Source organism: Mesorhizobium sp., assembly GCF_017306585.1.
In the GTDB taxonomy this organism is placed as follows: Bacteria; Pseudomonadota; Alphaproteobacteria; order Rhizobiales; family Rhizobiaceae; genus Mesorhizobium.
Window position 1 is genome coordinate 1 of the sequence record NZ_JAFKIC010000163.1, and the last position, 12,825, is coordinate 12,825.

The following is a 12,825-nucleotide window of genomic DNA, read 5'->3' on the forward strand; positions in this document are numbered from 1 at the left end:
TGGTCTACGACACCGGCAACGACGTGCCGCGCAAGACCATGAAGGCGCTGATGCAGCGCTCCGACGGCCCGGCGATCCGCGACACGGCCATATGGCTCGCCGCCCTCATTATCAGCGGCGCCGGCGGCGCCTGGTTCTGGGGCACTTGGTGGTGCGTGCCGTTCTTCTTCGTCTATGGCGTGCTTTACGGCTCATCCACCGATTCCCGCTGGCACGAATGCGGCCATGGCACGGCTTTCCGTACCCAATGGATGAATGATGCGGTCTATCAGATCGCCTGTTTCATGATCATGCGCAATCCGGTGACCTGGCGCTGGAGCCATACGCGTCATCACACCGACACCATCATCGTCGGCCGCGATCCGGAAATCTCGGTCATGCGGCCGCCGGACCTTGTGCGCGCGCTTCTTGGCTTCGTCGGGGTGCTCGATGCCTGGCACGCGATGTCGGACATGCTGCGCAACACCGCCGGAAATATCAGCGCGGCCGAAAAGACCTTCATTCCCGAGCAGGAACAGAAGAAGGCGATCCGCATCGCCCGCATCTGGACCGCGATCTATGCCGCGACCGTCGTCCTGGCGCTGTATTTCGGGTCTTTCCTGCCCTTGATGCTGGTCGGCCTGCCCAGGCTCTATGGCGCCTGGCATCACGTCATGGTCGGGCTGCTGCAGCATGGCGGCCTGGCGGACAATGTCACCGACCATAGGCTCAACAGCCGCACCGTCTACATGAACCCGGTCAGCCGTTTCATTTACTGGAACATGAACTATCACGTCGAGCATCACATGTTCCCGATGGTCCCCTATCATGCGCTGCCCAGGCTGCATGAGCTGATCAAGCACGATCTGCCGGCGCCGACCCCGTCGATCCTGGCTGGCTACCGCGAGATGATCCCGGTGTTCCTGCGCCAGCTGCGCAACGAGGACTATTTCCTCAAGCGAGAGCTGCCGCCGACCGCCAGGCCCTACCGCGAGGAATTCCACAATGACGCCGTCGCCGCTGCGGCGGAATGACACCGAACGACCGCATGGGAGGATGAAATGAGCGACTGGGTCGAGGCCTGCGCCGCCGACGATATCGACGAAGAGGACGTGATGCGCTTCGACCATGGCGGGCGCACCTTCGCCATCTATCGCAGCCCCGACGACGAGTTTTTCGCCACCGATGGCCTGTGCACGCATGAGAAGGTGCATCTGGCCGACGGGCTGGTGATGGACGACATCATCGAATGCCCCAAGCACAATGGCCGCTTCAACTACAAGACCGGTGCGGCCAGGGGCGCCCCCGTCTGCGTCAACCTCAGAACCTATCCGGTCAAGGTCGACGCGGGCAAAGTCCTCATTCAGATCGGATGACCGAGATGGCGCGGGGAATGGTCATCATCGGCGCCGGCGAATGCGGCGGGCGGGCCGCGCTCGCGCTGCGCGACCTCGGCTATGACGGGCCGGTGACACTGGTCGGCGACGAGCCGCATTTGCCCTACGAAAGGCCGCCTCTGTCGAAAGAGGCAATGGCGAGCGACGCGCCCGAGATCAAGGCGATCGCCAGCGACGACCTGCTGGCCGAAAAATCGATCCGGCATCTCCATTCCGTGCGCGCAGTGGCGATCGACCGAGCGGCGCATGAGGTGCGCCTTTCGGACGGGTCTTCGCTTTCCTATGACAAGCTCCTGCTGGCGACAGGTTCGACCCCGCGCAAGCTGCCGATGCCCGGCCTTGGCGCGCGCTGCGTTTACCTCAGAACCTTCGCCGACGCGCTCGCCATCCGCGCCCACCTTCGGCCCGGCAACCGTGTCGCTGTCATCGGCGGCGGCTTCATCGGTCTCGAACTCGCCGCGTCCGCCCGCAAACTGGGCTCTTCTGTCACCGTCATCGAGGCGCAGCCGCGCATCCTGATGCGTGGCGTCCCGGCCGAGATCGCGGCAGTCGTTCATGACGCGCATGTCGCCCAGGGCGTCGACATCCTCTGCGGGGACGGCATTGCCGCCATTGCCGACAACGGCAAGGAGGTGTGCGTAACGCTTGCCGGCGGCCGGGAAATCACGGCCGATCTCGCCATCATCGGCATCGGCGCCGTGCCGGTCACCGGTCTCGCCGCTGAAGCCGGCCTGGCGATCGACAATGGCATATCAGTCGACGCGCAACTCCTTACCAGCGATCCAGACATCTTCGCCGCCGGCGACTGCTGTTCGTTCCCGCTCGCCGTCTATGGCGGCCGCCGCGTGCGGTTGGAAGCCTGGCGCAACGCGCAGGAACAGGGCGCGCTGGCGGCCAGGAACATGCTCGGCGCTGGCGAGGCGCATGCCGATGTGCCGTGGTTCTGGTCGGATCAGTATGGCCTGTCGCTGCAGATCGCGGGGCTTACCGATGAAGGCCGCACAATGGTGCGCCGCGATCTCGGCGAAAGCGCCTTCATTCTCTTTCACCTTGCCGGGGATGGCAGGCTGGTGGCGGCCAGCGGCATAGGTCCGGGCAATGCGGTGGCGCGCGATATCAGGCTGGCCGAAATGCTGATCGCCAGACGGGCCAGCCCGGCGCCGGAGGCGCTTGGATCGCCCGAAGTCAAGCTGAAGGCGTTGCTGGCGGCCTGAGGCGTGCTAGCTTGAGCAGGTTCCTCAAGGTCGCCGCTCATGCCCTATTCGGTTCTCTATGGCCTCTCGATCGCCCAGATCATGGATGATTTCGCCACCGCCGAAGAGGCGATCGCGCGGCTCGCAGCGTTGCGGAGCGGGAATGCCGCAGGCATCATGATCCTGGACGGAGAGGGCGCCGAAATCACCGAGGCAGATCTGAACGCGCGCGCCGCAACCGAAGGCGGCGACGGCCGGAAACAGGTCTAGAACAGCGCCTTCAGCTCCGGCAGCTTGTCGTTGACCAGCCAGCCATAATAATTTTCTTCGGGCAGCTTCGCCTGTTCGCCGGCGGCGCGGCGCTTGTCGTTTTCGGCTTTCAGCGCATAGGCGCGCTGCTCCGGATTGCCGACATTGTAGAGCGTGGCGGTGAGGCCCGGATTGCCCGAAATGTCGAAGCCGGCGATGCTCTTATAGGCGTCGATCGATTTCCTGATCGTCGCCGCGACGTAAGGCAGCGTCAGATCGGGATCCATGATGGTCTTGTAGACCGAATTGGGGTCGGCGACGTCGAGCTTCGGCAGGCCGGAAACCTTGTGCACGAGGTCGCTCATCTGCAGGGCGGTCAGGGGATTGAGCTGGCCGAGGCCGAAGGTCTGGCCGGCATAGTAGGGCTGGAAGAAGGTGGCGCCGAAGCGGTTGTCCGGAAAGTCCTCGCCGCCGACGGTCTTGCCGCGAAACGCGCGGTTCCAGACCTGCTCGCGGCATTCCCACAGATCATAGCTGTCGGACATCGAGGCGCATTTCTTGAATTCCGGCCGCTGCACGAAATCGCTGACATCCTCGCCATTATAGGCGAAGGACAGCTTGCTCGAGAGATACGAGATCGCCTTGACGTAATAGGTCTGCAGCCGGTCATAGGCGTCGACATTGTAGGTGTGTTCGCCGACGATGGCGCCGACGATATGCATGGGATCGATGCCGTAGGCACTCGCCGCCTTCTTGATCTTGGCGCGCAGGTCGGGGTCGTTCTGCAGCAGGGCATAGACCTTGCGATACTTGGCCTGGAAGGTGGTGTTGGTGGCCTGCGTGCGCCGGCTGGACGCGCCGGGAATGTCCGGCTGCTCGGCATTGCGATTTCCCGGCGGCACCAATGTCGCCGCCTCGGCGGCAAAAATCGTCGCCGCCAGCGTCAAACCGAGAATGACCAGCACCAGTTTTTTCATGCGCCCGCCGCCTGCATATATCGCGGGCAAACTAGGTAAAGCTCAGGGTTGAGTCGAGAGCGCCACTTCGCCCGGCAAGACGAAAGGTGGCCAGATGGTACCATCTGGCCACAGTGCGGATGTCGGAGGCAAAGACCGGCGCCGGGAGGTGCCGGCGCTGTTCTTCAAAGGATAAAGCGCGACAGATCGGTGTTCCTCGAGAGGTCGCCGACATGCTTCTGCACATAGGCGGCGTCAATGGTGACCGCGGTGCCGTTGCGGTCGGGCGCGTCGTAGGAAATCTCGTCCAGCACCCGCTCCATCACCGTCTGCAGCCGTCTCGCGCCGATGTTCTCGACGCTGGCGTTGAGATCGACCGCGATGCCGGCCAGCGAATCGATGGCATCGTCGGTGAAGGTCAGTTCGACGCCTTCGGTCTTCATCAGCGCGATATACTGCTTGATCAGGCTGGCCTCGGTCTCGGTCAGGATGCGGACGAAGTCTTCCTTCTCCAGCGCGCGCAGCTCGACCCGGATCGGCAGGCGGCCCTGCAATTCCGGCAACAGGTCCGACGGCTTGGAAACGTGGAACGCGCCCGAGGCGATGAACAGGATGTGGTCGGTCTTCACCGGTCCATACTTAGTCGCCACCGTTGTGCCCTCCACTAGCGGCAGCACGTCGCGCTGCACGCCTTCGCGCGAAGGCCCACCCGAAATGTCCGACCGCGCGGCGATCTTGTCGATCTCGTCGAGGAAGACGATGCCGTCATTCTCCGTTGCGTCGAGCGCCCGGCGCACCACCTCGTCCTGGTCGAGCAGCTTGTCGGATTCGTCGTTGACCAGAAGGTCGTAGGATTCCTTGACCGTCGTCTTGCGCTGCTTGGTCTTCTTGCCGCCCATCGCCTTCGACAGCATGTCGTTGATGTTGAGCACGCCGATATTGGCGCCCGGCATGCCGGGGATCTCGAAGCCGGGCATGCCGCCGGTGCCGGTGTCGGCGACCTCGATCTCGATCTCCTTGTCGTCGAGTTCGCCGTCGCGCAGCTTTTTGCGGAAGGAGTCCTTGGTCGCCGGGCTCGCCGTCTTGCCGACCAGCGCTTCCAGCACCCGTTCCTCGGCGTTGACATGGGCGCGCGCCTTGACGTCCTCACGCATCTTCTCGCGCACCAGGCCGATGGCGACCTCGACAAGGTCGCGTACGATCTGCTCGACATCGCGGCCGACATAGCCGACCTCGGTGAACTTGGTGGCCTCGACCTTGACGAAAGGCGCGCCGGCGAGCCGCGCCAGGCGGCGCGATATCTCGGTCTTGCCGACGCCGGTCGGCCCGATCATCAGGATGTTCTTCGGCATCACCTCTTCGCGCATCTGGCCCTGCAACTGCTGGCGGCGCCAGCGGTTGCGCAACGCAATGGCCACGGCGCGCTTGGCGTCCTTCTGGCCGATGATGAAACGGTCGAGTTCCGAAACGATTTCACGGGGGGAGAATGTGCTCATATCACTCAAATTCCACTTTGCCACTGCTTGATGGCCTCGAACGGATGCAGCAGCATGATCACGTTGAGTGTCAGATTGTCCCGGATGAGGTAGCCGGTACCCAGTTCGAAAAGGATGGCGAGGCTGACGATCACCCATATAGGTAGCTTTCGCGCCATCACAAATCCCAGCACCATGGCCAGTGTGTCGGACACCGAATTGATGATCGAGTCGCCGTAATAGTCGAGCGAGATGGTGCCGGCGCGGTAGCGGTCGATGATGAACGGGCTGTTCTCCAGCAGCTCCCAGCCGCCTTCGATAAGCACGGCGAATGCCAGCCTGAGCCCGATCGGCGAACGCGGGAACAGGAAGCGCGCCAGCGCATAGAACAGGAAGCCATGGATGATGTGCGAGAAGGTGTACCAGTCCGAAATGTGCTGGGAATTCTCCGAGCTGTTCACCACGCCATGCCAGAGCTTGACGTAGCCGCAGGTGCAGATCGGCGGATGACCCATCAGGTAGAGCGTCACCGCCTGGACGACGATCAGGCCGGCGACGATCAGCAGCCCCATCCGCCAGCTGTTTTCGTAGGCCGAGAGGTCCTTATCCTCGCCGGATGCGTTCATGCTATTCCCCCTCTTGCGCGTCGACGTCTTCGGCATCGCCCTCTTCGGCATCAATCGCCATCAGCACGACGTCGCCATAGATGGAATGCCTGCGGTCGACGGCCCGGAACCCGGCCTTTTCATAGGCGCGGATGGCCCTGATATTGGCGGGATCGGGATCGATGATGACGCGCGGCACGCCTTCCTCGAACAGCTCTTCCACGAACTGGCGCACAATTGCCGAGCCATGGCCGATGCCAACCAGCTCCGGCGGCCCGATCATCAGATCGATGCCGAGCGTGCCGAACGGCTGGTCGGCATAGGGATGATCGTCCTCCAGGTGCGGATCGTAGCTCTGCAGATAGGCGATCGGCATGCCGTCGAGCTCGACGATCAGCGGCTCGACCGACACGGAATCGATGTGCTCGCGGATATCAGCGATTTCCTTGTCCGCATCGTCCCACCACTGCGCCGCATGCGGCTGTCTGAGCCAGCCGGCGATCATCGGCAGGTCCTTTTGCGTGACCGGCCGAAAATCGTATGGCTGAAAATGTTCAGGCGGCATCGAGCGTTTCGACGACGAAATTGTTGTTGGTGTAGACGCAGATGTCGGACGCGATCTGCATCGCCTTGCGGGCGATCTCCTCGGCATCCTTGTCGGTGTCCATCAGCGCGCGCGCCGCGGCCAGCGCGTAATTGCCGCCCGAGCCGATGGCCATGACGCCATGTTCGGGTTCGAGAACATCGCCATTGCCGGTCAGCGCCAGCGACACCGATTTGTCTGCCACCAGCATCATCGCTTCCAGCCGGCGCAGATAGCGGTCGGTGCGCCAGTCCTTGGCGAGTTCGACGCAGGCGCGCGTCAACTGGTCGGGATACTGTTCAAGCTTGGCTTCCAGCCGTTCCAGCAGCGTGAAGGCGTCCGCCGTGGCGCCGGCGAAACCGGCGATGACATTGCCGCCCTTGCCGATGCGGCGCACCTTGCGGGCATTGCCCTTCATGATGGTCTGGCCAAGGCTGACCTGGCCGTCGCCGGCGATCACCACCTTGTTGCCCTTGCGCACCGTCACGATGGTCGTGGCGTGCATGGTCAGTTCATTGGACATGTCCTGGCTCCGATTCGCGCGATCCCAAAAAGGCGATTGGCGCGGTACGAGTAAAGTTTGATCGGCCATATGTATGCATGGGGCCAATGATTGCAAATCGCGTCCCCGGCACGGCCGATAGCCCGGCGCAACGCAACTGGCAATCGCCGGATCATGCTGATAGAAGGCTTTCGTTTTCAAGCCCGCGGGCACTTGAAGCCCGTGAACCGGCCACCATGTGAACCACTGGGACAAGGATGAAATGATGGCGCCCCGTTCCGCCGAAGCAAGCCGCAAGACCAGGGAAACCGACATTTCCGTGTCGGTCCATGTCGACGGCTCCGGCAAGTCGGACATCGCAACGGGCGTCGGCTTCTTCGACCATATGCTGGACCAGCTCTCGCGCCATTCCCTGATCGACATGACGGTCAAGGCCAAGGGCGACCTGCATATAGACGACCACCACACCGTCGAGGATACCGGCATCGCGCTTGGCCAGGCGCTGACCAAGGCGCTGGGCGAGCGGCGCGGCATCATGCGCTACGCCTCGATCGACCTCGCCATGGACGAGACGCTGACGCGTGCGGCGATCGATGTCTCGGGCCGCCCCTTCCTGGTCTGGAACGTGTCGTTCTCGTCGCCCAAGATCGGCACTTTCGACACCGAGCTGGTGCGCGAATTCTTCCAGGCGCTTGCCCAGAATGCCGGCATCACGTTGCATGTCACCAACCATTACGGCGCCAACAACCATCATATCGCCGAAACCTGCTTCAAGGCGGTGGCGCGCGCGCTGCGTGCGGCATTGGAACGCGACCCGCGCCAGCCGGACGCGGTTCCTTCCACCAAGGGTTCGTTGAAGGGATAGCGTCATGGCTGCCTACGTCGTCATGGAACCGCCCGGCCGCAGCGAGAAGGTCGACACTACGGCCTTCATCCGCGACGGCTTCACCTGGCTGGGGTTTCTGGTGCCGCCGCTGTGGCTTGCCTGGAATCGGCTCTGGGTCGAGGCAGGATTTGCCTTTGTTGTCATGGGCGCGCTTTCCATGCTCGGCCAGAAGCTTGGCCTGGGTGTCGCCGGTTCGCTCCTGTCCTTGCTCGTCTCGCTCTATGTCGGTTTGGAAGGGCAGGGCCTGCGCATCTCGGCCCTGCGTCGGCGCGGGTGGCATGAATGGGGCGTGGTTCATGCCGGCCGCATCGATGACGCGGACACGCGCTATGCCCTCGAAGTCGAAGGCCATGCCGACGAAGCCGCGGCCGCGCCCCGCATGGTCCCGGATGCCGCATTGGCGCGCCCGGCGCAGCCCGGCATGGCGCTGGGACTGAATCACATTCCGGGACGGCCCTGAGATGCGGGTAGCAATCATCGACTACGGTTCGGGCAATCTGCGCTCGGCCACCAAGGCCTTCGAACGCGCCGCGCGCGAAGCCGGCATAGAGGCGCAGATCGACCTGACGGCCGACGCCGACCGGGTGCGCACAGCCGACCGCGTCGTGCTGCCCGGCGTCGGCGCCTATGCCGATTGCGCGGCCGGCCTGCGCGCGGTCGACGGCATGTGGGAAGCGGTCGAGGACGTCGCTGTTCGTAAGGGGCGGCCGTTCCTGGGCATCTGCGTCGGCATGCAATTGATGTCCGGTCGCGGGCTGGAGAAGACCATCACCAACGGCTTTGGCTGGATATCGGGCGACGTCAAGGAGATCACGCCGGCCGATCCCGCGCTGAAAATCCCGCAGATCGGCTGGAACACCATCGAACTCAGGCGCGAGCACCCGCTCTTTGCCGGCATTCCGACAGGACCTGCGGGGCTGCACGCCTATTTCGTCCACTCCTATCATCTCGATGCGCTCAAGGCGGACGAGGTTCTGGCCGTCGCCGACTATGGCGGTCCGGTGACCGCCGCCGTTACCCGCGACAACCTCGCCGGCACGCAGTTCCATCCGGAAAAGAGCCAGACGCTTGGCCTGGCGCTGATCACCAATTTCCTGAGATGGAGGCCGTGATGAGCCACTCGCGCCGGACGATGGCGCTGTCCCTCATTGGCAATTCTGGCGCCCAGGCTTTCAAGGAGCGCAGCGCAGCATGATCCTGTTTCCCGCCATCGACCTCAAGGACGGCAAATGCGTGCGCCTCAAGCACGGCGACATGGCGACCGCGACCATTTACAACGATGATCCCGCCGCGCAGGCTAGGGCTTTCGAGGATCAGGGCTTTGAATGGCTGCACGTGGTCGACCTCAACGGCGCCTTCAAGGGCCAAAGCGTCAACAGTGCCGCGGTCGGCGCCATCCTCAAGGCGACGAAGAACCCGGTGCAGCTCGGTGGCGGCATCCGCACGCTCGAACAGATTGAGGACTGGCTCGACCGGGGGCTTGCCCGCGTCATCCTGGGCACCGTGGCGGTGCGCGATCCAGACCTCGTCAAACAGGCCTGCAAGGCTTTCCCGGGCAAGATCGCCGTCGGCATCGACGCCAAGGGGGGCAAGGTGGCCGTCGAGGGCTGGGCCGAGGCCTCCAGCCTCGGCGTCGTCGAACTGGCGAGGAAATTCGAGGGCGCCGGCGTCGCCGCCATCATCTACACCGATATCGACCGTGACGGCGTGCTGACCGGCATCAACTGGGATGCCACCATCGATCTCGCCGAGGCCGTGTCGATCCCGGTCATCGCCTCGGGCGGGCTCGCCTCGATCGCCGATATCGTGCGCATGACCATGCCGGACGCGCAAAAGCTCGAGGGCGCGATATCGGGCCGCGCGCTCTATGACGGCCGCATCGATCCGGCCGAGGCGCTGGCGGTCCTGCAAGGCCGGGCAGCAATGGAGGCGCGGCCGTGAACATCACCATCATCCTGGCCTCCTATGACAGTGGCCACTATCACGGCGGCATGGGCCAGGGCCCGGATGCGCTGATCGCGGGCGGTCTCGTCGACGCGCTGACCATGGCCGGCCATGACGTGACCGTCCAGGACATCGGCAAGGTCGGCGACGCCCAGGAGCGCGAGATCGCCACTGGTTTCGCCGTCTGCAACGCCGTCTCGGGCGAGGTCCGCATTGCCCGTGACCGGGGCCGGTTTCCCATCGTGCTTGCCGGAAACTGCCTGACATCGGCCGGCGCGGTCGCCGGCGAAGGGGCCGATGCCATCATCTGGGCCGACCAGCATGGCGACCTCAACACGCCCGAAACCTCCATATACGGCTTTCTCGACGGCATGGCGCTGTCGACGGTGCTCGGCCTGTGCTGGCGCCCGATGGCCGGGGCCATCCCGGGTTTCCAGCCGATCGATCCCTCGCGCTGCGTCCTCGTCAACGCGCGCGATCTCGACCCGGCCGAGGAAAAACTTCTCCAGACCTTGCCGGTCATCCGCACCGAATGTCCAGGCGTGGCGCGCGCGACGGAGACATTGCAGGCCGCCGGCGCCAGGCGCGTGCACATGCATCTCGATCTCGACGTGCATGACCCCAAGGAATTGCAGGCCAACCGTTACGTCACTCCTGGCGGGCCGAACCCGGAGCAACTGCGCGATGCGGCCTGCGCCATGGCGCTTGCCGTGCCGATCGTCGGCATCACCGTGTCCGCCTACGACCCGGCCTTCGACGCCCAGGCCGACGTGCCGCCGCTGGTCGGCCAGCTGCTCAACGATCTCATCGCCACGATAGAGGGCCGCTGATGCTGAAGGCCCGCGTCATCCCCTGTCTCGACGTCAAGGACGGCCGTGTCGTCAAGGGCGTCAATTTCGTCGACCTCATCGACGCCGGCGACCCGGTCGAGGCGGCCAAGGCCTATGACGCGGCCGGCGCCGACGAACTATGCTTCCTCGACATCACCGCGTCGTCGGACAACCGCGAAACCATTTTCGACGTCATCGCCCGCACCGCCGAGCAATGCTTCATGCCGTTGACCGTAGGCGGCGGCGTGCGCCAGGTCGCCGATATCAGGAAGCTGCTGCTGGCCGGCGCCGACAAGGTGTCGATCAACACGGCGGCGGTGAAGAACCCGGATTTCGTCGCGGAAGCCGCCGACAAATTCGGCAACCAGTGCATCGTCGTGGCCATTGACGCCAAGAAGGTGTCCGGGCCGGGTGAGGCCGCTCGCTGGGAGATTTTCACCCATGGCGGGCGCGAGAAGACTGGCATCGACGCGGTCGAATTCGCCCGTAAAATGGTCGATCGCGGCGCCGGCGAGATCCTTTTGACCTCGATGGACCGCGACGGCACCAAGGCCGGCTACGACATCGCCCTGACGCGTGCGATCGCTGACGCAGTGCGCGCGCCGGTCATCGCTTCGGGCGGCGTCGGCACGCTGGACCACATGGTCGAGGGCATTCGTGACGGCCATGCCGGCGCTGTGCTGGCGGCCTCGATCTTCCATTTCGGCACCTACACGATCGCCCAGGCCAAGGCGCACATGGCCGCAGCTGGCCTGCCGATGCGGCTGGACTCGTCGGCTGATCGGCCCTAGAGGCATTCCGGCTAAGAAAAAAGGCCTTGGACGCCATGGCGGGATTTTCGCTCTCCGATCTGGAGACAATCATCAGAGAACGCGCCGATTCCGGCGACCCTGACTCGTGGACGGCGAAACTGTTCGCGCGCGGCATCGACAAGGCGGCGCAGAAGCTTGGCGAAGAGGCTGTCGAGACGGTGATTGCCGCTGTCAAGGCCGACAGGCAAGGCCTCGTTTCGGAAAGCGCCGATCTTATATATCATTGGCTTGTCGTTCTCGGCATCTCGGGGGTGCCGTTGAGCGACGTGCTCAAGGAGCTCGAAAGCCGCACCGGGCGTTCGGGCATCTCCGAGAAGGCGTCGCGGCCGAAGGGCTGACCGCGAGGGAGGACAGGAAGCTCGATGGACCAGCTCGCGCCGACCGAGAAATATTCCCCCTTTCGTTTCTTCTCCGCCGAGCAATGGTCGCAGTTCCGCGCCGACACGCCGCTGACGCTGAGCGACGATGAATTCCGCCGCCTGCGCTCGCTCAACGACCCGGTCGATCTTGCGGAGGTCGAGCGGATTTACCTGTCGCTGTCGCGGCTTTTGTCGGCGCATGTCGAGGCGAGCCAGCTCTTGTTCCGGCAGCGCCAGGCCTTCTTCAACGCGGTCGACGTGGTCAAGACGCCTTTCATCATCGGCATTGCCGGTTCCGTCGCGGTCGGCAAATCGACCACGGCCCGCGTGCTGAAGGAGCTTCTGACGCGCTGGCCGTCGAGCCCGAAGGTCGATCTCATCACCACGGACGGCTTCCTCCTGCCAAACGAAGTCCTGCGTCGCGAAAACCTGATGGAACGCAAGGGCTTTCCCGACAGCTACGATGTCGGCGCGCTGCTGCGCTTCCTCTCGGGCATCAAGTCGGCGCAGCGCGATGTCCGCGCGCCGGTCTATTCCCACCTCACCTATGATGTCATCCCCGGCGAGTTCGTCACCATCGACCGGCCCGACATCCTGATCTTCGAGGGCATCAATGTGCTGCAGCCCGGCAAGCTGCCGCAGGACGGCAAGATCGTGCCTTTCCTGTCCGACTTCTTCGACTTCGCCATCTATATCGACGCCGACGAGAAGCTGATCCACCAGTGGTATATCTCCCGCTTCATGCGGCTGCGCGAGACGGCGTTCCGCAATCCGGACTCCTTCTTCCACCGCTACTCGCAGCTGTCAGAGGATGCGGCCAAGGCGATCGCCGAGGGCCTGTGGACCAACATCAATCTGAAAAACCTGCGCGAAAACATCCTGCCGACGCGTGCTCGCGCCGACCTGATCCTGCGCAAGGGCGCCGACCACCTGATCGAGGAAGTGGCGCTGCGCAAGCTTTGAAGTCTAGGCTGCGTTCAACTGCCAGTTAGAACGGCCTTAACTCACCGTTTGCTACATGTCCTGCTTGACTGCTGCTTTGGTGGTGAGGATCG

17 protein-coding genes are annotated in these 12,825 nt (G+C 63.9%); 12 read left to right on the forward strand and 5 right to left on the reverse strand.

The window, feature by feature from the left end; genetic code table 11:
- The 4 genes from J0I79_RS18910 to J0I79_RS18925 form a co-directional block, all read left to right on the forward strand.
- Positions 1-1,013, forward strand: a 1,013-nt coding sequence (locus tag J0I79_RS18910) for a fatty acid desaturase family protein (RefSeq protein ID WP_292862076.1), incomplete at its 5' end; no start/stop codon positions are given.
- A 27-nt stretch (positions 1,014-1,040) separates the two neighbouring features.
- Entirely contained in the window at positions 1,041-1,355 is a 315-nt protein-coding gene (locus J0I79_RS18915; RefSeq protein WP_137928913.1) for a MocE family 2Fe-2S type ferredoxin, read from the forward strand.
- Positions 1,352-2,590 carry an FAD-dependent oxidoreductase gene (locus tag J0I79_RS18920; RefSeq protein ID WP_292862081.1) on the forward strand — a complete coding sequence of 413 codons (1,239 nt, stop codon included), beginning with the start codon at positions 1,352-1,354 and terminating at the stop codon, positions 2,588-2,590. Before J0I79_RS18915 ends, J0I79_RS18920 begins: the two co-directional genes overlap by 4 nt.
- 39 nt (positions 2,591-2,629) lie before the next feature.
- Positions 2,630-2,839 carry a hypothetical protein gene (locus tag J0I79_RS18925; protein WP_292862084.1) on the forward strand — a complete coding sequence of 70 codons (210 nt, stop codon included), beginning with the start codon at positions 2,630-2,632 and terminating at the stop codon, positions 2,837-2,839.
- Here J0I79_RS18925 and J0I79_RS18930 read toward each other — a convergent pair.
- From J0I79_RS18930 to hslV, 5 genes are all read right to left on the reverse strand, one after another.
- On the reverse strand, positions 2,836-3,795 hold the full coding sequence (locus J0I79_RS18930) for a DUF1402 family protein (protein ID WP_292862088.1): 960 nt from the start codon (positions 3,793-3,795) through the stop codon (positions 2,836-2,838). The two genes, J0I79_RS18925 and J0I79_RS18930, sit on opposite strands and share 4 nt — an antisense overlap.
- Positions 3,796-3,959: 164 nt before the next feature.
- Positions 3,960-5,270, reverse strand: coding sequence for an ATP-dependent protease ATPase subunit HslU (hslU, locus tag J0I79_RS18935; RefSeq protein ID WP_292862091.1), 1,311 nt, complete (start codon positions 5,268-5,270; stop codon positions 3,960-3,962).
- 5 nt (positions 5,271-5,275) lie between these two features.
- Positions 5,276-5,875, reverse strand: a complete 600-nt coding sequence (locus J0I79_RS18940) for a DUF2585 domain-containing protein (RefSeq protein ID WP_292862094.1) — start codon at positions 5,873-5,875, stop codon at positions 5,276-5,278.
- Position 5,876: 1 nt separating this feature from the next.
- Positions 5,877-6,419, reverse strand: coding sequence for a GNAT family N-acetyltransferase (locus tag J0I79_RS18945; RefSeq protein WP_292862097.1), 543 nt, complete (start codon positions 6,417-6,419; stop codon positions 5,877-5,879).
- Positions 6,409-6,960, reverse strand: a complete 552-nt coding sequence (gene hslV / locus J0I79_RS18950; RefSeq protein WP_127279611.1) for an ATP-dependent protease subunit HslV — start codon at positions 6,958-6,960, stop codon at positions 6,409-6,411. The genes J0I79_RS18945 and hslV overlap by 11 nt, the downstream gene beginning before the upstream one ends.
- 244 nt (positions 6,961-7,204) lie before the next feature.
- Here hslV and hisB point away from each other — a divergent pair, with 244 nt between their 5' ends.
- The 8 genes from hisB to coaA all read left to right on the forward strand — a co-directional run bounded on the left by hisB (position 7,205) and on the right by coaA (position 12,733).
- Positions 7,205-7,804 (forward strand): imidazoleglycerol-phosphate dehydratase HisB, encoded by a 600-nt coding sequence (gene hisB / locus J0I79_RS18955; protein ID WP_023776008.1) that lies wholly within the window; start codon positions 7,205-7,207, stop codon positions 7,802-7,804.
- Positions 7,805-7,808: 4 nt separating this feature from the next.
- A complete protein-coding gene (locus tag J0I79_RS18960; RefSeq protein WP_292862108.1) occupies positions 7,809-8,285 on the forward strand; it encodes a DUF2628 domain-containing protein in 477 nt (158 codons plus the stop codon).
- Between the two features lies 1 nt (position 8,286).
- Entirely contained in the window at positions 8,287-8,937 is a 651-nt protein-coding gene (gene hisH / locus J0I79_RS18965) for an imidazole glycerol phosphate synthase subunit HisH (protein ID WP_292862111.1), read from the forward strand.
- A gap of 79 nt (positions 8,938-9,016) precedes the next feature.
- Positions 9,017-9,766, forward strand: coding sequence for a 1-(5-phosphoribosyl)-5-[(5-phosphoribosylamino)methylideneamino]imidazole-4-carboxamide isomerase (gene hisA, locus J0I79_RS18970; RefSeq protein ID WP_292862114.1), 750 nt, complete (start codon positions 9,017-9,019; stop codon positions 9,764-9,766).
- The gene (locus J0I79_RS18975; protein WP_292862117.1) at positions 9,763-10,599 is read left to right on the forward strand and encodes an arginase family protein; all 837 of its coding nucleotides are present in this window, start codon (positions 9,763-9,765) and stop codon (positions 10,597-10,599) included. Before hisA ends, J0I79_RS18975 begins: the two co-directional genes overlap by 4 nt.
- The gene (gene hisF, locus J0I79_RS18980; protein WP_292862120.1) at positions 10,599-11,390 is read left to right on the forward strand and encodes an imidazole glycerol phosphate synthase subunit HisF; all 792 of its coding nucleotides are present in this window, start codon (positions 10,599-10,601) and stop codon (positions 11,388-11,390) included. The genes J0I79_RS18975 and hisF overlap by 1 nt, the downstream gene beginning before the upstream one ends.
- A gap of 35 nt (positions 11,391-11,425) precedes the next feature.
- A complete protein-coding gene (locus J0I79_RS18985) occupies positions 11,426-11,749 on the forward strand; it encodes a phosphoribosyl-ATP diphosphatase (protein ID WP_292862123.1) in 324 nt (107 codons plus the stop codon).
- A gap of 24 nt (positions 11,750-11,773) precedes the next feature.
- Positions 11,774-12,733 carry a type I pantothenate kinase gene (coaA, locus tag J0I79_RS18990; protein WP_292862126.1) on the forward strand — a complete coding sequence of 320 codons (960 nt, stop codon included), beginning with the start codon at positions 11,774-11,776 and terminating at the stop codon, positions 12,731-12,733.
- Positions 12,734-12,825 lie beyond the last annotated feature (92 nt).

What these genes read in the sequence shown, in the direction of transcription:
- J0I79_RS18915 (WP_137928913.1), top strand. Translation starts at nt 1,041, where the DNA reads ATGAGCGACTGGGTCGAGGCCTGCGCCGCCGACGATATCGACGAAGAG.
- J0I79_RS18920 (WP_292862081.1), top strand. Translation starts at nt 1,352, where the DNA reads ATGACCGAGATGGCGCGGGGAATGGTCATCATCGGCGCCGGCGAATGC.
- J0I79_RS18925 (WP_292862084.1), top strand. Translation starts at nt 2,630, where the DNA reads ATGCCCTATTCGGTTCTCTATGGCCTCTCGATCGCCCAGATCATGGAT.
- J0I79_RS18930 (WP_292862088.1), bottom strand. Translation starts at nt 3,795, where the DNA reads ATGAAAAAACTGGTGCTGGTCATTCTCGGTTTGACGCTGGCGGCGACG.
- hslU (WP_292862091.1), bottom strand. Translation starts at nt 5,270, where the DNA reads ATGAGCACATTCTCCCCCCGTGAAATCGTTTCGGAACTCGACCGTTTC.
- J0I79_RS18940 (WP_292862094.1), bottom strand. Translation starts at nt 5,875, where the DNA reads ATGAACGCATCCGGCGAGGATAAGGACCTCTCGGCCTACGAAAACAGC.
- J0I79_RS18945 (WP_292862097.1), bottom strand. Translation starts at nt 6,419, where the DNA reads ATGCCGCCTGAACATTTTCAGCCATACGATTTTCGGCCGGTCACGCAA.
- hslV (WP_127279611.1), bottom strand. Translation starts at nt 6,960, where the DNA reads ATGTCCAATGAACTGACCATGCACGCCACGACCATCGTGACGGTGCGC.
- hisB (WP_023776008.1), top strand. Translation starts at nt 7,205, where the DNA reads ATGGCGCCCCGTTCCGCCGAAGCAAGCCGCAAGACCAGGGAAACCGAC.
- J0I79_RS18960 (WP_292862108.1), top strand. Translation starts at nt 7,809, where the DNA reads ATGGCTGCCTACGTCGTCATGGAACCGCCCGGCCGCAGCGAGAAGGTC.
- hisH (WP_292862111.1), top strand. Translation starts at nt 8,287, where the DNA reads ATGCGGGTAGCAATCATCGACTACGGTTCGGGCAATCTGCGCTCGGCC.
- hisA (WP_292862114.1), top strand. Translation starts at nt 9,017, where the DNA reads ATGATCCTGTTTCCCGCCATCGACCTCAAGGACGGCAAATGCGTGCGC.
- hisF (WP_292862120.1), top strand. Translation starts at nt 10,599, where the DNA reads ATGCTGAAGGCCCGCGTCATCCCCTGTCTCGACGTCAAGGACGGCCGT.
- J0I79_RS18985 (WP_292862123.1), top strand. Translation starts at nt 11,426, where the DNA reads ATGGCGGGATTTTCGCTCTCCGATCTGGAGACAATCATCAGAGAACGC.
- coaA (WP_292862126.1), top strand. Translation starts at nt 11,774, where the DNA reads ATGGACCAGCTCGCGCCGACCGAGAAATATTCCCCCTTTCGTTTCTTC.